The sequence below is a fragment of the Arthrobacter sp. UYNi723 genome, from assembly GCF_054057635.1.
On record NZ_JBSRZM010000005.1, the window covers coordinates 159,108 to 176,537 of the forward strand.

24 protein-coding genes and 2 pseudogenes are annotated in these 17,430 nt (G+C 64.3%); 11 read left to right on the top strand and 15 right to left on the bottom strand.

Annotated features, from left to right (window positions below; genetic code table 11):
- Window positions 1-57: 57 nt before the first annotated feature.
- Window positions 58-389, top strand: a pseudogene (locus tag ACVWY0_RS06100) (hypothetical protein); the annotation flags it as partial.
- Here the strand turns inward: ACVWY0_RS06100 and ACVWY0_RS06105 are convergent.
- The gene (locus ACVWY0_RS06105) at window positions 379-675 is read right to left on the bottom strand and encodes a hypothetical protein (RefSeq protein WP_485835880.1); all 297 of its coding nucleotides are present in this window, start codon (window positions 673-675) and stop codon (window positions 379-381) included. The pseudogene ACVWY0_RS06100 and the gene ACVWY0_RS06105 overlap by 11 nt on opposite strands.
- 512 nt (window positions 676-1,187) lie before the next feature.
- Here ACVWY0_RS06105 and ACVWY0_RS06110 point away from each other — a divergent pair.
- Window positions 1,188-1,391, top strand: coding sequence for a cold-shock protein (locus tag ACVWY0_RS06110; RefSeq protein WP_427005514.1), 204 nt, complete (start codon window positions 1,188-1,190; stop codon window positions 1,389-1,391).
- 180 nt (window positions 1,392-1,571) lie between these two features.
- On the opposite strand, the gene ACVWY0_RS06115 is transcribed toward ACVWY0_RS06110, so the two are convergent.
- Together ACVWY0_RS06115 and ACVWY0_RS06120 are read right to left on the bottom strand one after the other, a co-directional pair.
- Complete coding sequence (locus ACVWY0_RS06115; RefSeq protein WP_485835881.1) at window positions 1,572-1,874, bottom strand: LapA family protein; 303 nt, start codon at window positions 1,872-1,874, stop codon at window positions 1,572-1,574.
- Between the two features lie 429 nt (window positions 1,875-2,303).
- Window positions 2,304-2,582 (bottom strand): DUF3040 domain-containing protein, encoded by a 279-nt coding sequence (locus tag ACVWY0_RS06120; RefSeq protein WP_485835882.1) that lies wholly within the window; start codon window positions 2,580-2,582, stop codon window positions 2,304-2,306.
- Window positions 2,583-3,143: 561 nt separating this feature from the next.
- On the opposite strand from ACVWY0_RS06120, the gene ACVWY0_RS06125 reads away from it, so the two are divergent.
- On the top strand, window positions 3,144-3,611 hold the full coding sequence (locus ACVWY0_RS06125; RefSeq protein ID WP_485835883.1) for a hypothetical protein: 468 nt from the start codon (window positions 3,144-3,146) through the stop codon (window positions 3,609-3,611).
- A gap of 380 nt (window positions 3,612-3,991) precedes the next feature.
- On the opposite strand, the gene ACVWY0_RS06130 is transcribed toward ACVWY0_RS06125, so the two are convergent.
- The 4 genes from ACVWY0_RS06130 to ACVWY0_RS06145 all read right to left on the bottom strand — a co-directional run bounded on the left by ACVWY0_RS06130 (window position 3,992) and on the right by ACVWY0_RS06145 (window position 6,398).
- Window positions 3,992-4,291 carry a DUF427 domain-containing protein gene (locus ACVWY0_RS06130; RefSeq protein WP_485835884.1) on the bottom strand — a complete coding sequence of 100 codons (300 nt, stop codon included), beginning with the start codon at window positions 4,289-4,291 and terminating at the stop codon, window positions 3,992-3,994.
- On the bottom strand, window positions 4,288-4,956 hold the full coding sequence (locus ACVWY0_RS06135) for a Crp/Fnr family transcriptional regulator (protein WP_485835885.1): 669 nt from the start codon (window positions 4,954-4,956) through the stop codon (window positions 4,288-4,290). Before ACVWY0_RS06135 ends, ACVWY0_RS06130 begins: the two co-directional genes overlap by 4 nt.
- 116 nt (window positions 4,957-5,072) lie before the next feature.
- Window positions 5,073-5,525, bottom strand: coding sequence for a hypothetical protein (locus ACVWY0_RS06140; protein WP_485835886.1), 453 nt, complete (start codon window positions 5,523-5,525; stop codon window positions 5,073-5,075).
- 156 nt (window positions 5,526-5,681) lie between these two features.
- Window positions 5,682-6,398, bottom strand: coding sequence for a class I SAM-dependent methyltransferase (locus ACVWY0_RS06145; protein ID WP_485835887.1), 717 nt, complete (start codon window positions 6,396-6,398; stop codon window positions 5,682-5,684).
- Window positions 6,399-6,433: 35 nt separating this feature from the next.
- Between ACVWY0_RS06145 and ACVWY0_RS06150 the strand changes: the two genes are divergently transcribed.
- The gene (locus ACVWY0_RS06150; protein ID WP_485835888.1) at window positions 6,434-7,864 is read left to right on the top strand and encodes a dihydrolipoyl dehydrogenase family protein; all 1,431 of its coding nucleotides are present in this window, start codon (window positions 6,434-6,436) and stop codon (window positions 7,862-7,864) included.
- A gap of 95 nt (window positions 7,865-7,959) precedes the next feature.
- On the opposite strand, the pseudogene ACVWY0_RS06155 reads toward ACVWY0_RS06150, so the two are convergent.
- The 5 genes and pseudogenes from ACVWY0_RS06155 to ACVWY0_RS06175 all read right to left on the bottom strand — a co-directional run.
- Window positions 7,960-8,330 (bottom strand): annotated as a pseudogene (locus ACVWY0_RS06155) (Na+/H+ antiporter NhaA); the annotation flags it as partial.
- Window positions 8,331-8,334: 4 nt separating this feature from the next.
- A complete protein-coding gene (locus ACVWY0_RS06160) occupies window positions 8,335-8,538 on the bottom strand; it encodes an META domain-containing protein (RefSeq protein WP_485835889.1) in 204 nt (67 codons plus the stop codon).
- Window positions 8,539-9,071: 533 nt separating this feature from the next.
- Window positions 9,072-9,986, bottom strand: coding sequence for a peptidase M56 family protein (locus tag ACVWY0_RS06165; protein WP_485835890.1), 915 nt, complete (start codon window positions 9,984-9,986; stop codon window positions 9,072-9,074).
- Window positions 9,983-10,291, bottom strand: coding sequence for an RNA polymerase sigma factor (locus tag ACVWY0_RS06170; protein ID WP_485835891.1), 309 nt, complete (start codon window positions 10,289-10,291; stop codon window positions 9,983-9,985). The genes ACVWY0_RS06165 and ACVWY0_RS06170 overlap by 4 nt, the downstream gene beginning before the upstream one ends.
- Before the next feature lie 75 nt (window positions 10,292-10,366).
- Window positions 10,367-10,594, bottom strand: coding sequence for an RNA polymerase sigma factor (locus ACVWY0_RS06175; RefSeq protein WP_485835892.1), 228 nt, complete (start codon window positions 10,592-10,594; stop codon window positions 10,367-10,369).
- A gap of 504 nt (window positions 10,595-11,098) precedes the next feature.
- Between ACVWY0_RS06175 and ACVWY0_RS06180 the strand changes: the two genes are divergently transcribed.
- On the top strand, window positions 11,099-11,323 hold the full coding sequence (locus ACVWY0_RS06180) for an Hsp20/alpha crystallin family protein (RefSeq protein WP_485835893.1): 225 nt from the start codon (window positions 11,099-11,101) through the stop codon (window positions 11,321-11,323).
- Window positions 11,324-11,446: 123 nt separating this feature from the next.
- On the opposite strand, the gene ACVWY0_RS06185 is transcribed toward ACVWY0_RS06180, so the two are convergent.
- On the bottom strand, window positions 11,447-11,740 hold the full coding sequence (locus tag ACVWY0_RS06185) for a MerR family transcriptional regulator (protein WP_485835894.1): 294 nt from the start codon (window positions 11,738-11,740) through the stop codon (window positions 11,447-11,449).
- A gap of 133 nt (window positions 11,741-11,873) precedes the next feature.
- Between ACVWY0_RS06185 and ACVWY0_RS06190 the strand changes: the two genes are divergently transcribed.
- From ACVWY0_RS06190 to ACVWY0_RS06210, 5 genes are all read left to right on the top strand, one after another.
- On the top strand, window positions 11,874-12,299 hold the full coding sequence (locus tag ACVWY0_RS06190; RefSeq protein ID WP_485835895.1) for an Hsp20/alpha crystallin family protein: 426 nt from the start codon (window positions 11,874-11,876) through the stop codon (window positions 12,297-12,299).
- A 238-nt stretch (window positions 12,300-12,537) separates the two neighbouring features.
- Window positions 12,538-12,984, top strand: coding sequence for a J domain-containing protein (locus tag ACVWY0_RS06195; RefSeq protein WP_485835896.1), 447 nt, complete (start codon window positions 12,538-12,540; stop codon window positions 12,982-12,984).
- A gap of 118 nt (window positions 12,985-13,102) precedes the next feature.
- Window positions 13,103-13,486 carry a hypothetical protein gene (locus ACVWY0_RS06200; RefSeq protein WP_485835897.1) on the top strand — a complete coding sequence of 128 codons (384 nt, stop codon included), beginning with the start codon at window positions 13,103-13,105 and terminating at the stop codon, window positions 13,484-13,486.
- Window positions 13,487-13,753: 267 nt separating this feature from the next.
- A complete protein-coding gene (locus tag ACVWY0_RS06205) occupies window positions 13,754-14,170 on the top strand; it encodes a response regulator transcription factor (RefSeq protein WP_485835898.1) in 417 nt (138 codons plus the stop codon).
- Window positions 14,163-14,363, top strand: coding sequence for a hypothetical protein (locus ACVWY0_RS06210; RefSeq protein ID WP_485835899.1), 201 nt, complete (start codon window positions 14,163-14,165; stop codon window positions 14,361-14,363). Before ACVWY0_RS06205 ends, ACVWY0_RS06210 begins: the two co-directional genes overlap by 8 nt.
- Window positions 14,364-14,451: 88 nt before the next feature.
- Here the strand turns inward: ACVWY0_RS06210 and ACVWY0_RS06215 are convergent, their stop codons facing one another.
- Complete coding sequence (locus ACVWY0_RS06215; protein ID WP_485835900.1) at window positions 14,452-15,549, bottom strand: tyrosine-type recombinase/integrase; 1,098 nt, start codon at window positions 15,547-15,549, stop codon at window positions 14,452-14,454.
- 112 nt (window positions 15,550-15,661) lie between these two features.
- Between ACVWY0_RS06215 and ACVWY0_RS06220 the strand changes: the two genes are divergently transcribed.
- Window positions 15,662-16,378, top strand: a complete 717-nt coding sequence (locus ACVWY0_RS06220; protein WP_485835901.1) for a hypothetical protein — start codon at window positions 15,662-15,664, stop codon at window positions 16,376-16,378.
- 410 nt (window positions 16,379-16,788) lie between these two features.
- Here the strand turns inward: ACVWY0_RS06220 and ACVWY0_RS06225 are convergent, their stop codons facing one another.
- Entirely contained in the window at window positions 16,789-17,370 is a 582-nt protein-coding gene (locus ACVWY0_RS06225) for a DUF4190 domain-containing protein (RefSeq protein ID WP_485835902.1), read from the bottom strand.
- Window positions 17,371-17,430: the final 60 nt, after the last annotated feature.

Genomic DNA, 17,430 nt, shown 5'->3' on the forward strand with positions numbered 1-17,430 from the left:
CATGCTGACCAATTCAACAAGGAGATCCGACGGGACGAAAAACAAGTGCAGGGGCACCCCGTCACCTGGCGCTCCGGGACTTCCCTCCGCGGCGACCACGCCTCCCGCAGAGGGCACAAGGCCCTCAAACGCGTCCTGTTCCTCTCCGCCTTCGCCTCGCTCAAGGACCCGCCTGCCGGGCCTACTACGACCGGAAGCGCGGCGAAGGAAAACGCTACAACCAGGCCCTGGTGGCACTGGCCCGAAGACGCTTCAACACCCTCTACGCCATGCTCTGGGACGGCACCGTCTGCCAACCCCGCAGCGCCGCATTGACCCGACGGCCATTTTGCTGTCGGGCCTGCCCGAGGTGGCAAGGGCCAGACAGGCCAACGTCCGCTAGCAGCTAGCGGCGGTTGTCCGCCGGATCTGCAGGGTCCGGGCGTGTTTGGTGAAGACTTTCCTTGCTCCTTGCTCCTTGCTCCTTGCTCCTTGCTCCTTGCTCCGTGCTCCTTGCTCCTTGCTCCGTGCTTCCAGCTGGTGGCGTTCGAGTTTTTGTTCGGCGTCCTTCCGCCGTTGCCCGAGCGCCTGCAGCTGCTCTCTGGTCAGGGCTTCGTGATGGTGGCGGTTTCCGGTGCTGTCGGCGTAACCCCGGACCGGGCGGCGCGCAGCTTTACGGGAGCCGTTCTGATTCATGCGGGAATCCTCTCATACCGGACCGCCGCGATCCCGTGCTACCAGCATCACCGCAGCCGCCTGAGCGGAAGCCCGGGAACCGACTGCCGCGCCCGCACCAACGTGCCAGACCAGAGCTCCGTGCGACGACGAAGCACCCGCCGAAAAATCTTCGGAGGAAATAAGCGAAGCGCCGGAGAAGAACTTTCGGTGGCGCAGAGCCCGGAGGAACGACGGGCTTGCAGATCAGGGCCGGAGCGGGCTCCTAGAATCCGCAGCAGCAAAAAGACAAGGAGAAATGCTTGTGCTGTCCGAGCGCAGCGAGACCCTTTCGTTCCTTGTCGGGACCCCCGATCAGGCTTCGGCCACGCGTCGAGCCGGAGCCGCCCGTGTACGCGCGGTCCCGGGCCTTTCCCGGCCGGGATGCTTGCACGCGCCGGGCCGGCACCGTACGTTGGGGGGCAGCGGAGAAGGGTCTCCGCAGCTTGCGGCCAGTGAGGGCCGAGGTGACAGAGAATATGGGGAAGACAGATATGGCAACTGGAACAGTAAAATGGTTCAACTCTGAAAAAGGCTTCGGGTTCATCGCCAATGATGATGGCTCGGCCGATGTGTTCGCCCATTATTCGGCGATCGCCAGCAGCGGCTACCGTTCATTGGAAGAGAACCAGAAAGTCCAGTTTGATCTGGCCCAGGGCCCGAAAGGTCCGCAGGCGGAGAATATTCGCCCGCTCTAAGACATAACCGGTGCGTGCGGTCGGCCAGCCGCAGGACTGATGGTCCCGCGTCTACCGCTTCCCGGATCGTAGTGGGACCGGGCGCCGCATTGTGGAGGAAGACGTTGCCGGAGTCATCAGCCCGGTCTGCCCGTGGCGGCCACCTTCGGATCCGGGCCGGACTCTGCGGCGCCGCCGCGACTACTGCGGTGGACCCCCCGGTCGGGGCGTGGGTTCGGTCCGGCTGGTCGTGGCGGGTCCCGGCGGGACCGGCGGCTGGCCGTGCGGGTGGCGGCGTTGGCTTCTTAGCTGAAGGATCCGTGCTGCCCCGGCGATAGCGACCAGGATCCCGCCCGCCACTGCTGCGATGAACAGCGCCATGCCCAGGGAAAGCTCGCCGGCGACGCCAAGATAGTGCACGGTCACCCGATCCTGGTTCTGCAGGATGAAGATGATGAGCAACACCAAAAGGATCAGCCCCGCGCTGACGGCAACCCAGATCATTCCGGCCCGCGTCACCTCCGCGGCCCCGGCTTTGTCCGCGGACGGGTTCCGAACCGGGCGTTTTGGCTTCGAGGGCGCAGGCTTATTTACCGGACGCGGGGCCGGGCGTGGCCCCTTTGATGGACTCGGCGCTGGATCAGCAGCCACGTTTTTTCATCCCCTAAAACCGGAGCAGTCCGTCCGAGCCGAACGGATACATCACAGAGTACTCCTCCAGCAAGCCTGCGTCCCCTGCCCGGTCCCGCCCAGCGGTACGCCCGGTCCGGAACTGCTATTCCATGGTTCGATGCCCGTCCGGAACACCAGATCCCAAGGGTGGACGAGCTCATGTTCGTGCCAGGACTGGCTGTGTTCCGGTACCCAGGATGAACCAGCGGGCGGGGGTCTGCAGGCCGGATGCTCCACCGTCGGGCTGCCAGGTCCAGGCTGCTACCCGGACTCATGGCGGGAACGAAAGCCGCTGACGAACCAGTGAGCACCTGCAACCATCATGAGGAATCCCAGGGCGCCCAGGACCATGACCTGCACAATGATGCCCGCGATGACCAGCACGAAGCCGGCCAACACGGCCAAAAGCCCGTAGACGGTGAGGGCAGCCATGCCGCGGGGTAACCCGGACTTCAACTCAAGGTCCAGGTCCGGGTCCGTCGCGGCCAGGTCCTGTTCGAGCTTTTCAAGGCGGCGGCGCTCTTCATCCGAGAGCGGCATGGGAACCTCCTCTCCCGAAGAACGGCCCGGAGCCCGGAGACAGAGGGTCGCCCCCGGCACACGACGTGCCTTGCGTTCATTATCTGCCCCTTACCCGCACACTATCCACAGGTATTTCCACAGGGCGGCAGCGGGGCTCCCGACAAGGCCCCAGGCTCGAAGAACAGCGCAGGGGCGTCCCCAGGAGCTCGTTGGCATGATTACTGTCCGCCTAGGCTCAAGCCTGTATGTATGGAGCGTGTCGCAGGAGCCCAGTCCTGAATTCCTCCCCGGACCCGAGGTGCAAGACCGGCGCCCTGCTCATCCACGTCATCAAAGCCGGGCGAAAACTTGACATCGCAGAAAGGGACCAGACAGGTGAATAATACGTATAAGGCCAAGGGGCAACAGGACTGCTGAAAGCTGCCTTCGATTCTCCCGAAGCGGCGGGGGCGCTCCGTCGGCACGGCAGTTAACACCTTTTCAGGGTCCACGCCGTAAGGAAGAGAAAAATAATCACGGTCAGGGACGTGGCCGGGTTCCCGATCGACGCCCGCTCTTCCAGTGATGAAAGGGGCTGCTGTGTCTTCTTCAGGCGTTCCGGCGCATTATCCCCACCCCTGGGCCACGCTTGGCCGCCGGATCCTGGCCGGAGTGGTCGGCGGCCTCGCCGGCGGGATGGTGTTCGGCTTCCTGATGGCGCGGATGGGCATGTTCCCCATGATCGCGTCAATGGTTGGCTCCGACTCCGCCGGAGCCGGGCTTATCATCCACCTGATAATCTCGGTCGCGGCCGGTCTGGGACTGACGGTCCTCTTCGCGGGCAAGTTCCTCACCAGCTACGGCAAAGGCGCCGTCACAGGCCTGGTGTACGGGGTCCTGTGGTGGGTCGTTTGGTGGGGCGTGGGCGGGCTGCTGATCACGCCCCAAATGCTCGGCGAGTCCGTGTTCAGCCGGGAATTCATGGCGGCGATGACCCTGGTGGGTCACTTGATGTACGGGGCTGTCCTGGGTCTGACGGCCGGGCGGGTGCTCAAGGGGCGTACATGAACCAGGGTTGAGGATCGCTGCTGGGACGTTGCGACGGCCACCCGCACCATGGCCGCCCTTGCTCCGACGGAATAGGCTCTGTCCATGACCGAATTTGAGGTAGAGCAGTCGTGGTGGGAAAAGTTATCCGGGCGAACCCGGGCAAGGCTCCTGGCAGATCCGACAGGACCGGTTCCGGCGGACTTGGTATCTGAGGTTGTGGCGGCCGCAGGACTGGTAACCGGCACGGACTGGGCCGGAACCCAGGACCACGCGGAGGGGTTCGTGCTACCGGACAGCTTTCAGGCCTTTCTCCAAAAACTCGCTCCCGGACAACCCAGGATCTGACCCCGACCTCAGGTATTCCGTCCGTCCCGCTTACAAGGCGGTGAAGCCGGCGGTCAGGGACGTTGGTCGTAGACGATCACCCCTGTGCCGGGGGCGAAGGCGACGTGGCCTTTGATCATCCGGGCCAGGGGTGTCGGCCGCGGGTAGGACCAGGCCGCGTTCGATGCCCGGTGGTCCCCGGCGCGGACGTGGTGGTACCGCGCGATGCCTTTCCAGAAGCACAGGGTCCGCACCCGGCTGTCCTCCAGCGCACCGGGCACTATGGATTCCGGGGGAAAGTAGTGGTTGCCTTCCAGGTACACCGTCTGGCCGGAGCGGGCGATCACCTGGCCGTTGAACGTGGCCGTCATCATGAGGAGCTCCGGGCCAGTGTGCGCAGGACGTCGCGGTCCTGGATGACGATGCGTCCGCGGCCCTGGCGGATGGCTTTCCTTGCTGTGAGCTCGCCCATGATCTTGCTGGTGGCCTCCCGTGAGGACCCGAGCAGGCCGGCGAGCTGTTCGTGGGTCAGGTGGATGGTCCGGGCCTGCCCGAAGCGCGGCGGCCCCGCGGCGTCACCGAGTTTGAGCAGGGTGGCCGCCACTTGGGCCGATAGCGGCCGCAGCGCCAGGTCGGTGAGGCGTTCTTCGAGGCGGGCTACCTGTTCGCCCAGGAGCCGCGAGATCCGGATCGCGATGCGCGGGTCCGAGAGCAGGAACCGTTCGACCTCGTCGACACTGAGCTGGCAGATGGCCGAGTCCTCGAGGGCTTCGGCGTAGTTGTCATACATCCGCTGGCCCACGAGCATCATCTCCCCGAACACGGCGCCCGGTTCCAGGATGGCCATCGTCAGGGCCTTCCCGTCCTCGGCGACCCGGAAGATACGCACCCGGCCGGATTTGAGGATAAACAGGGCCTTCACGGGCTGGCTCTGACTGAACAGCAGCTCTCCGCGGCGGAACAGCCGGGCCGGCGCCATGAGGTCCATGGCCTCGATCTCCTGCGCGCTCAGGTCAGCGAACAGATCAACTTCATTCAAACAACTGAACGGGTCCGCGGGTCCTGCCATCAGCGGGTCCACCTCTCGTTGCCGCGGGGCCCACGGTCGCAGGTCCCCGGAGGCGGTGGCCGCCACATCGATCCGGCAGGAACCGGTCATGCCCGGCCCGTCAGGACGCGGACCGCCACCAGTCCCAGAATAACGCCATAAATCAGGTGACCCATGAGGCTCATCAGAGACATGAGATCAACGGCAAACAGGGGCATGCCCATCATGACCGGCATGATCATCAGCGGGCCCAGGACCCACCAGATGGCCCCGTAACCGAGCCCGACGAGGGCGCCGCGGCCATACCCGGTCAGGAACCGGTTGCCGAACAGCACCGTCAGGCCGAGGCCGATCATCACCGAAATCATCAGGTGGACGCCGAACCCGACCGCAGCCGAACTGGAGCCGACCATGGACGCGATGACGGGCAGTATGCCCATCATTGCCATGAGAACCCCGAACACGATACCGCCGGCGATGCCCCCGGCTACCCCGGCGGCGACGCGCCGTCCCACGCCAATGCCGGACGCGGGACGGGAAAGAGCTGATGCAGAAGCCATGACGGCGACCTTCCATAAGAGAGTTTCTTCCTGACCTCTTCAACGTATGGCCGGTCCATGATGCTGTTCAGTAATCTGCGCTACACAGCAAAAAAGATCGACAACTGCGCACGGCAGTCCGGCAGAGCCTCGGACGCGCCCCCGTGCGAGGGCCCTTCACCCGTGCATCAACTTTCCGGCCCGGATCTGCAGGTGACCGCCCCGGGCCGAGGCGTGGACGAGGTCGACGCACCGTTCTTCCACGGCCTGCCAGGGGGCGGCGGTGATGTCGGATCCTCCCAGGGCGCAGGCCAGCCGTGCCAGCGGAGTGAGCCATCGGGACCGTCCCACCGAGTCCTGCATGTCCACCACACCCACCCTGGCAGGCGTGGCCAGGAGCCCGGTCATGTTCGTCCACGCCTGCTCCCAGTTCCCCATCAGGGACAACGAGTAAGTCGCCATGGCAGCATTGGAGACCGCCGCTCCGCCGCTCTGCTGGATGCGGGCGGCAATTGACTCTGGGTCGAGCAGCACCATGTCGGCCTGGATCAGGATCACGTTCTGCCAGCCGTGGGACTGGACCCGGCGCCGCGCCTGCCGGAGCATGCCGGCGCTGCGGTCGATCCCGACGATGGTCCCCGATGGGCCGATGCGCTCCTGCAGCAGCGGAAAATTCAGCCCCGTTCCGCATCCGATGTCCAGCACCTGCTGGCCCGGCGCGGGGGCTAGCGCATCGATGCCGAGCACCCGCCCGGCATGATAGACAGGGTATTCGCCCGAAAGAAGATCGTAATACGGGGCAAACAGCGTGTATTTATCGCCGATGGCGGCCTCCTTCGGGTTCGTACTGCGCAGCGTCGCGGTCGCGGACGACCGCTCGGCGGCGGATGACATGTCCGGCATTCAGCGTCATTCAAGAGGAGTCCATCATGGCAGCCGAGAACCCGATCTTAGACCTCCTGGTCGTGGGCGGCGGGACCGCGGGAATCGTGGGCGCCACGACGGCGGCCGGCTTCGGAGCACGGACCCTTCTGGTCGAACAGGCCCGCACCGGCGGTGACTGCCTGTGGACCGGATGCGTCCCGTCCAAGACCCTTCTGTCGGCAGCCGCCCACGCCACGACAGCCCGCGCGCTGACCGGCCGGCCCACGGAATTCACCGCGGTGCGCACGCGCATCTTGGCCGCGATCACCACGATCGAACCCGTCGACTCCCCGGCGGCGCTCGAAGCCGCCGGAGTTGAAGTCATCAAGGGCACCCTGACGTTCCACTCCCCCGGGGTGGCCGAGGTTGACGGCAGGACGATCCGCTTCCGGCAGGCACTGATCGCCACCGGCGCGGCGCCGGTCAGCACCGGCATTCCCGGCCTGGACCCGGGAGCCACGGTCACCTCCGACACGATCTGGGAACTCGATGACCTTCCGGCGCGGCTGGCCGTTGTTGGCGGCGGTCCGATCGCCTGCGAACTCGGGCAGGCCTTCGCCCGCCTCGGATCCGATGTCACCATGATCGTCCGCACCCGGATCCTCCCCAAAGAAGATCCCGACGCCGCCGCCCTCGTCCGGGAAAGCCTGGAAACCGACGGCGTGCGCATCCTGGAGAACACAACAGTCCAGAACGCCGTCACCACGGACACCGGATCCCGGCTCCGGCTTCGGGACGGCGCTGAAGTGGATGCGGACACTGTCCTTCTGGCCACCGGACGCACACCCCGGACCGCGGGTCTTGGCCTGGAACGGGTCGGGGTCAGCCTGGACGAGCACGGCCAGGTGATCACGGACACCCGGATGATGACCTCCAATCCGCTCATCTGGGCGGCGGGAGATGTGACCGCGAACCCCCGGTTCACTCACCTGGCCGGCGTCCACGCGTCCGTGGCCGCCTCGAACGCGGTGCTCGGGCTCACACGCCAGATCAGCGGCACCGTGCCCCGGGTGACGTTCACCTCCCCGGAGGTCGCCACCGTCGGGCTCACCACAGCCGACGCCCGCCTGCATCACCGGGCCCGCACGGTCCGGCACACCCACGTCGACCGCGCCGTGACGGAGGACTCCACAGGCGGCTTCACCCGGCTGATCCTGGACCGGCGGGGAAGAATCCTGGGCGGCACCATTGTCGGCCCGCGGGCCGGGGAATCCCTGGCTGAACTGACCCTGGCAGTCCGGAAAGGGATGACAACATCCGACATTGCCGGAACGACCCACCCCTACCCCACGTATTCGGACGGGGTCTGGAATGCTGCCGTCGCCGATGTCCGGGAACGCCTGGGCTCACCAGTGGCACGACGGGCCATAACGGGGCTGATCTGGTTCCGACGCCGATGGCTGGACGGGCCAGGTTCTCACCGCAGGCACCGCTAACCGGCGTGGATCCGCTGGAGGCCACCAGCAGCGCCCCACACGGTCGCGGTTTCGGGGAATTCCCGCTCCCGCCGGAGTGGTGAGGCCGGAGCGGTGAGCAGGAGCGAGATGGTGAAGCCGATCCCCGCCAGCAGGGACACTCCCAGGACATCCATCCACTTGAAGGATCCGTCCAGGCGCGCCTTGCTGGTCTCGGTAAGCAACCAAGTGGTGCCCATGATCCCGACCGGCTTGCCCAGCACCAGGGCCAGAATGATGCCGACGGCCACCGGGTCCATCAGCGCCGAGCCAAGCCCGTCCCAGCCACCCACCGCCACTCCGGCGGAGAAGAACGCGTAAAGCGGGACGGCAATCGCGGCTGAAATCGGCCGAAACCGGTGCTCGAAGATTTCCGCCAGTCCGGATCCGGCCCGGCCCCGCCGCCGGCCTGGGAGCGGACCACGGGAAGAGCAAAGCCCAGCAACACCGGCCTATTCGCTTCTGAAGCTGAGTGTGTCAGTTCCACTCTTCCAGGTGAGAGTCCCGTTGCTGAAGGTCTGTTCGATAGGCCGCTGCAGGAAGTCCTGCACCCACTGCTGCTGCTCGCCCATATTCTTGTCGATGCACCCGCTCGCGCCGATCACGATGTCCCTGACAGTGAGCGTGGTACCAGTGATTGTCGCTGGCCCGCTCATGGGCGCGCACCTGGGTACCACGGCCAGCAAAAGTTCACCGTTTACGGCGGCCAGCTCCGCGCTAACGCCCCCCGACGCTACCCAGGGGAGGTCTTCGCCATTCGCCGTGCCCGAGATGCCCAGGTATTTCGTGCACGGGGCCGACGGCAGCAACGCCGCACAGGATGATTGGGGCGGTGAAGTGCTCGGTGAAGTTCTGGGACCAGCGCTGGTGGACGTAGGGGATTCGACGGGCACAGGTACAGCGGTTTCCGGCATCCCGGTTCTCACATCACCGCAAGATGTCAGCAGCACGCCAACAAATAAAAGAGGAACTATGTACTGCCACAACCCCGGTTGGCTCCGTCGCATTCTTGTTCCCCCAATGTCCGCCACCGCGTAAGGCTAAGCAAGTGCCCTCAGCATTCCACCCACCCATCCCTTTGTGAAGGTGTACGACGGAAACCCGCATCCACTGCAGAGAATGTCCGATGAGGGATCCCCTACCGGGCGCGTGGAGCATGGGCCGCCGGCTAGCGGGCAATGGGGGTGCATCAGTTGGAAGGGACAGGGATAGCCGGGTATCCGGTTTCATTTGGCGACAAGCCGGGGCAGCGGTATGCCTCACCAGGAGCCAGTGTCGGCGGGACACCCGCGCATTCCACTACAGGTGTGCCAGCGGTCCCAGAGCTCCCGGCCGCATAACTGATGACAAATTCACCTACAACCGTCTTGCCCGTCACGTCGTAAACGGGGATGGATAAGACCTTGCCTAGGCGGGCTTCCTGCCAGGCGAGGGCCTCTGCCGGACTCTTGAAGGTCTTGATCGCTGCCGTACCGTCCGCATCTTCAAGTTCTCTCCGGTGGACGTAGCCTCTGGTCCCGTTGGTTGCTACGACGGCGACCATGTCAGGGCTTCCGTTCTCGTTCATTGCGCCGTAAGTGTCTCCGTCGGCATTTAATGCCCAGTCGGTGATTTCGGTGTTGACGTACTGGGCGGTGATTTTCCAGCTGGCATCGGGGCTTGTTTTGATGGTGATGCTTTCTTCCCCGGGCGTGAGAGGAATTGTGTATCCCGTCCAGTCCTGGGGTGTCCCTACATCGTTGGGTCCACAGATGCTGCTGGCTCCGCCACCGTACTCAAAACGTCCAGGGGTTAGGCAGTGCAACTGCATTTCGATTCCCGTTGTGCCTTCCGGGGGTGGGCCGAGCTGCACGGTGGCCGTCCCGTGGTGGGTCTCCGTCACCGGGGACGCCAAGGGCGTCACCTGCGTGGATCCCGGGGTGATGAAAAGGCCGGCCGCGGTCGCGCCGACACCGCCTAGGACGCCGATACCGGCGAATACTGCAGTCCCGGTCCAAAGCCTGATGCGCTTCCGGGCGCGGGCAGGTGCGGCTTCCTTAACTCTTGTTATGAGTTCGGCTCGTAGCGCGTCGCTGAACACGTTGTCGACGTGGAGCTGGTTCATGGCCGTTCTCCTTCCAAAACTGGTGTTGGAGCGGTGGGAGGGTTCTGCGCGGGTGCCTTGCCATCGAGGGCGGCCCGTAGTCGCTGCCGGGCGCGGTGCATCCGGGATTTCGCTGCGGCTGGTGTCAGGTTGAGGACAGTGGCCGCCGCGGCGATGGTGTGCTCTTCGAAAACGATCAGGCTCACCAGGTGCAGGTCTTCGGAGTTCAGGGTGGCAAGAGCCTGCGCAAGGTCCTGATCGAGTTGGTTCTGGTATCTGCGGTACGGATCAGCTGAAGGGTCGTCAGCTTCCTGGTTACGCGGCAAGGAGTTCAGGAGCCGCTGGTAGCGGGCAGCAGCACGCGCGCGGTTGCGGGCTACGTTCGTGGTCGTGACCAGTAGTCAGGGGAGGATCGATCCTTCGACCACCCGGACGTGCTTTCGTCTCCGCCAAAGTTCAAGGAAAGCGCCAGCCATGATGTCTTCGCCATCGTGGTGGTTCCCGCACAACCGGTAGGCGTGGCGGAAAACCCTGTCCCGGTGCCGGTCGTAAAGGACGCCAAAGGCGTCGCCCTGGCCCAGAAGGCTCTGGCGCCACAGCCCCTCGTCCCCGGTTTGTATGTTCCCCATGCCCTTTAGTGTCCGGCAACGCCCAAAAGGTTTCGCAGAATCCGAAAAACTTTACATTCATCTCCAGACCTAAAGACTTCTCACCCAGGGTGCGCCCGCGAGCAAAGAGCTGGGCAGGCAGTGGGTGCTCGGTAAGGGATCCCCTTGAGGACCCATGGGCGCGCGACAAATAGCGCCGCCAAAACGCCGCCATTTACCGCTGAAAGTCACAGTCCCGTGCCGCGACATCTTCCTGCCGCCCCGTCGCTTTCGTTCCAGAAAACGAAGGATTTCGAGAACGGCCTTACTTGAGAACTGCGGCCTCCGCAGCTCATAGACACCACGGCGGCCGTGGGGGTTAATGGTCGCGGCCCGGTGGCGAGGACTTCAACCGCCTGCTCCAAGAGCTCTCGCAAAACCCTTGCCACCTCGGCCTCCACGCCCGTGGGGTCATGTTATGCCGGGGACGATCCCAACACCTCTGGGGAGGGACCAGCCTGATGTCGTCCCCTTTCCCGATGTTTCGTGAAGCACACGTCCGCGCGAGGCGTACCGCCCCGGACGGCGGACAAAGAGGGCTACCGCTCCGAATTCCCGTACGGGACCTTCTCCCGGACCGTGAGCCTTCTGTCGGCCATCGATCCGGGCGAGGTGAAGGCCTCATACACCGACGGCATCCTGGAAATCCGTGTGCCGCTGCCCGAACAGGGAACACCGGAGAACCGGAAGGTCCCCATCTCCCGCGGCTAAACCGTCGGGGAAAGAGCGGGCGGCCCGGACCCGGGGCGCAGCGCCTTGTACACCGGGGTTGCTTCGCCCTGCCGAAGGCCCCGCGGCCGGCCCCTGCCACCGCAGGGCACACGCCGCTTCCACTCAGCGCCGGGTCCGGGCAGCCGCCAATTCCCGTTCCAGCCGCACGTTAACGGCCTCAAGACGAAGGACCGCGCGGATGCCGGCCAGATTCAGCCCGTCCTCGAGCAGTGCGCTGATCCGGCGCAGGGTCTCCAGGTCCTGTTCACTGTACCGCCGGGTTCCCCCGACCGTCCGGCCAGGTTCCAGCAGGCCCTTGCGCTCATAAAGTCGGAGGTTCTGCTGCCCCATCCCCACCAGCTCGGCGGCCACGGAAATGGCATACACCCCCGTAGCCCTCCCGGTTCTTGTCTCCATCGGATACTCCTCAAAAACCCCGAAAAACCCCTTGCACCAGTTTCCCACCAGTGCTATAAAAAATCTATACCAGCCACCATAGATAAGCGGCTGGGACCGAATGACAGAATCGACTGCAAGGAGTGAGATGACCATGCTGATGCGTACCGACCCGTTCCGCGAGCTCGACAGGCTCGCCCAGCAGGTCCTTGGCACCACAGCCCGGCCGGCCGCGATGCCCATGGATGCCTGGCAGGACGGGGAAGAATTCGTCGTCGCCTTCGACCTGCCGGGGGTCGCGGTGGATTCAGTGGACATCGACGTCGAACGCAACGTCCTGACGGTCAAGGCAGAACGCAAGGACCCGGCCGGTGAAAACACCGAGCTGATCGCCGCCGAACGGCCCCGCGGCGTCTTCAGCCGCCAGCTCATCCTCGGCGATGCCCTGGATACCGACGCGGTGAAGGCCAGCTACGACGCCGGGGTGCTGACTTTGCGGATCCCGGTGGCCGAAAAAGCCAAACCGCGCCGGATCGAAATCGCATCGGAGAAGACCCCGCGTCAGGAAATCAAGGCCTAAGACGCGCCCGGGTCAGACCCGCGGGACCGGGAGCATTGGACCGGCCGCCAGTAACTAGATGGCGATGCAGAGAAGCCACGCCATTGCGCCAGTTGCGCACCGGAAAAACGGCCCCCGACGATGCCTCCCGCACCGATGGTCCCCGGCCCCCGCGGACCGGGGACCATCCCCGCCCCTCGCCGTACCCCAGGGGGGTTGGGTGCGGACAGGAAACGACCAACAGGCGGAACACCCGACCATGAAAGAGCACAGCCCGGATCCCTACGAGGTTCTCCACCTCGGGCCCGCCGCGAGTGCCCGTGAGGTCGCCCGCGCCTACCGGGCGCTGGTGCGCGCCCATCATCCGGACACCCGCACCCGTACCCCCGGAACAGTGGCCGCCGGTCCGGAATGCAGGAACTGCACGACATCATGGACGCCTACGCCGTTCTCGGCGACCCGGTCAAGCGGGCTGCCTACGACCGGCAGCGGCGGGGGTCGCCGCCGCCGGCACAAGCTCCCGCGCCGCGGCCGCACGGGCGCCCGGCACTGGGCCACCCGGCCCGTCCGGCCCTGCCCTGTTCATCGGCCCGGTGCGGTGGGAAAACCCCGGGAACCCAACCGCCGGACCGCAGGTCACCGGACGGCAGGTTACCGGCCGATGGGATCTGTTCGAGCGGCTACCGAACCGTGCAGCACGCGGTGAAGAACCCGCCCTTGGCGGGTACCGGATCCTATGGTGGATCCGCCGGTGAAAACAGCCGTGCCCAGCCCCGTTACCGTCACGCCGCGCGACCCTGACGCGACCCTGAAAGGAGCCTGCCATGAGCGACTGGCACCCGTACGACCACCTTCTGATGCCGGCGTTTCACGAACGGTTTGAGCAGCGCTGGGGCAAAGGAACGGCCCCGTTCCTGGACACCGCCGTCCAGGTCCACCTGCAGCCCCTGCCCCGGGCCCAATGGATCAACGCCGACACCGGCGCGGCGATCGCAGTGGTCCCGATCTGGGCAGAGGACGCCCGGCACCGCTCCTTCGGCGTCTTCTACCTGCCCCCGTCCGGGGGTATCTGGGTGCTGCACCCCGGACATACGGCCTACATCGAGCCAGGCAAGACAAACACCGAAGAACAGATCACCCTCCGCAACGACGCCTTCAGTAAAGCCGTATACCACGCCAAGGAATTCATCTACGGCACCCAACTCTAGACAAGCGCGCATCCCGCCGGCTGCCGCTTCGGAACACCGGTCACCCGGGCCCGAATTTTCCGGGCGCTGAACAGACGATCTTGGAAAGGAGACTCAGCATGTCCATCCTGTACATGGACGAAGGCTTCGGGCCATACGTGGAGCGTGCAGCGCACGCGCGGGCGGTGGCCAACGGCCGGCGGCCGGCGGACCCGTTGTGGTTTCTTCCCTGGGGAGTAGAGGAGCCGGAGACACATAGAATAGTGAGGAATTGTCCGGGGGGACCACATGAATTCACGCGGGATTTGCCTTGTCATCGAAGATGACCTCGATATCCGGCATCTGCTCTGCCTGATCCTCACCGGGGCAGGTTTTAAAGTCCACGCCGAAGCAACCGGCGCGGCAGGCCTTCGCGCGGCCAAAAGACTGGACCTGGCTCTGATCACCCTGGACCTGGGCCTTCCCGACCTGGACGGCCATGACGTGGCCCGCCAGATCCGGACGCTCTCGAAAGCGCCGCTACTCATGATCACTGCGTACACGGAGCCCAGTGATGAGCTCGACGGCATGTCAGCCGGCGCCAACGCATACCTGACCAAACCCTTCCGAACCGCCCAGCTCAGGGCCCTCGTACAGAAGCTCTGCCCGCCGTCACCTGTCACCACACCCGCGCCGGGCGCGGCAGGATTCAGGACTGATGGCTGACCCGTCCACCCTGGCCTTCGGCCTGACCTACACCGGCACCCTCGCGGTGGCCCTGCTGATGTTCCTCGTCCAGCTGGTCGCCTTCGCGATCCTCCTGGCCGTCGCCGGACTGGCCAGGCTTGTGGCGTATCCGTTTCGGGCAGTCCGGCGTCCATTCACGAAGTCGAACCAGGCAGACGAATGGCCCCGATAGATACCGGGGCCATTCTTCACTCCACCTGAGTGCGGCCGGGGGTTGCTTACCCGGCAGGACCAGCATGTTACGGGGCAGCTATCTTGATTTATGCCAGCGCCCGCGCCACGTCGTAGCTGGCCGATTTCAGCAGATTGTTCCGTGCCCTGTCATAGCGCCTCGTGGTCCGCGGATCAGCGTGGCCCATGCTGTCCTGCAAGGCGTGAAGTGAAGTGCCGCTGTCCAGGGCAATGGTCGCGAAAGTGTGCCGCAGGCTGTGCGGACTGATCTGTCCTTCTATGCGGGCCTTGCGGGCCAGCCGCTGCACGGTGCGGAATGCCTCCGAGCGGTTCCAGGGTTTGCCGGTGGCTGTGGTGAAGAGCGGAGAGCTCAGCGAATGTCCCAAAACCAGGTCGGCGCCGGAAGTGCCCAGATATGAATTCAGAGCGACGACAGCGGGTGCAGGCACCGCGACCTTGGCGGACTTGCCTCCCTTGCGCCTGATGTTCAACGTGCGGTGTCCTGCGTCGTGACCATAGTCGGCGGTGCTCGCGTTCAGCGCCTCGCTGATGCGGACGCCGGTGAACATGAGCAGGTTCACCAGGGCCGCTGACCTCAGACCGTCTCTATGAGCCACTGCCAGCAGAGTCTTGGCCTGCTCGCGGTTCAGCCCCTGGGTGGAACTGTGGTCCGCATCCACAGTGGGCCGGACGATCATCTCGACCGGGTTCCGGTCCACGACGCCCTCAGACATTGCGTACCTATAGAAGCTGGACACCGCAGCGAGCGTCCTGGCCACCGTCGTCGGCGCCCCCACGAGTGTGTGCCGGAAGCCGTCCACATGCACACGTCGGACCGTGAACAGATCCAGCGTGTGGCTGTCCAGCCAGAGACAGAACCCGGTGAGGTTTCGGGTATAAGCAGTCAAGGTGTGCGGCGAACTCTGCGCCAACTGCCACGCCGCAATAATGCTGGCGTGTCGTTCCCGATTACTGGCGGGCGCGGTGTTATAAGCGAGATCCATAATTGACCCTCTCACAAAATCCACATCATAAGCGACATTATGGTGTGGATTTGGAGCGTGTCGAAGAATCTTGGATTTTTCGGAAATAAGTGCCGATTCGGTGACAAATCGCTTGACGCTCTCAGTCGGTTTGATATAGGCGAAATCCGACGAACAGAAAGGTGTCCGAAAACCTTGCTTCATTTCGGCGCTAACGTTATGATGCGGGCGCCTACGGAACCTGCGGCACTGCCCCGGACCTCTGACCTGATCGGATCACATGCGAAACCTCCTGCCCGCCCCCGTCCATGTTCCTGTGGCGCCGCCGCACGCAGCCGACGCGGCGGTACTCCGCAACGGTAAGCGGCAGCTCAAGAACCTCACGCCCAGAGATATGCGCGTCCTTGGGGTTTTGGCCTCAGTCGACGTGTACCCGGTCAATGAAAATGTGCGCGGTGGCCACAGCCTCGACGTCGATGCCGGGCGATACACCTGGCCCGCATTGGATTACTTCACCCAGCTGGAATTCTTCAACGAGGCCAGCGACATGTTCGACCGGCTGGGCAGTGCCATCAGGCTGGACAAGCAGATGATGTTGTTCCGGGGCGTGGGGCTGCCTCTGGTCACTGATGCGTACAGCCTCGACATCGCCGGCCTCAGTGAGCACCTGTCCACGGAGACCACCCCCTGGCACAGCACCTTCACGGATGCAGGATTCGGATTCGCAGCCACCGACCCGCAGTCGGCACTGGAATTTGACGGAACGGAAAACGGGGCATGGTCTGGAAATCTGCGGCCGACACTCGTCGAGCTCATCGTCCACTCCGGCCTCTGCGTGCCTGAACAGAGGTACCGCAGCAGGGGGCTGCTCAAGCGCACTTCTCACAGCTCTATGCTCAATACCGACATGAGCCAGGTCATCTTCCCTCCTGGCACCCAGTGGAAGATCACCAGCGTCAACAAGACCTCTGGATACGGCGTCACCGATACATCTCCAGATGGCATTCCACTGGTGCGCATGGAGCAAATGTAGAGACCATTTGCAAGATCCGCCTAAGCCTAAAGGGGCAGAGGGTGGGTGGTTGTGTTCTGTAGTTCTGGCTTTCTCCATTGTTTGCAGTGTTCCCATTGTTTACATGGTGCTGCACGGCAGCACCGGGAACATATGTGAAACAAATTCAAAGAAATGGAGAGTGGTCGTTATGTTTTCAAGCTACAGAATGCAAAAGTTTTTGGTGCTCCTCGGATTGTACGGAGCTATCGGGTTTATTGTGTCGAGCGCAGTCGGGGATATATCCCGGGGCTTCGGCCTGACAACCGTAGGTTGCATCATGCTGTACGCAGTGGCAGTTGAGCTCACCAAGTGATGCTCAGCAAGCCCAACACAAAGCCCGAAGCGCCCTAGAGGACGCTTCGGGCTTTTTCGTTCAACATCCGTGCCAGCTACCGTCCGGGAACGGCCACCTGCGTCAGCCAGTAAGCGGCTCCCAGGATTCCCGCAATGAACAGCACAGCCATCCCGATGTAGCCGATGCTGACGGCGTTCCGGGCCCGGCGTGCAGCCAGCTCGTCGCTGCGGAACCAGCCGGCACGACCGATCTGGCTCAAAGCCACATGACCCATCACTGCGCCGGCCACGAACCCAACACCGGTGACAATCCCTGCGAGGGACACAACCAGCGATGCCGTCGCCAGCGTTCCGTGCTGCTGCGAAGAGTCCCCGGGCGACAGCCGCCGCGGGATTATGTCTGACTGGACTTCCACCTGGGCCCCGGCGTCGTTGTGCCCCCAGATCAGCTCATCGAAGGTTGGCTCGATCGCCGGCTCCTCGACATCTTCTTCTGTAACCGCCGGTGCCAGCTCCGGGGCATCCTGAACAACAGGTGCGAGCTGGTCAAAGACCTCCTGGTCGGGAGCAGCTTCCAACTCCGGCTCCCGGTCCAGCACCGCGGTGCTGGTAAACGACCTGAATCCCCCGCCGCCGAACTGCGACGGCGGAGGGATGTAACTGTCCTGCACGAGCATGCTTCTTCTGTGTCTCCGTGTCTCCGACATAGTCCCCTGTCCTGTGGCGCGCATCTGCGC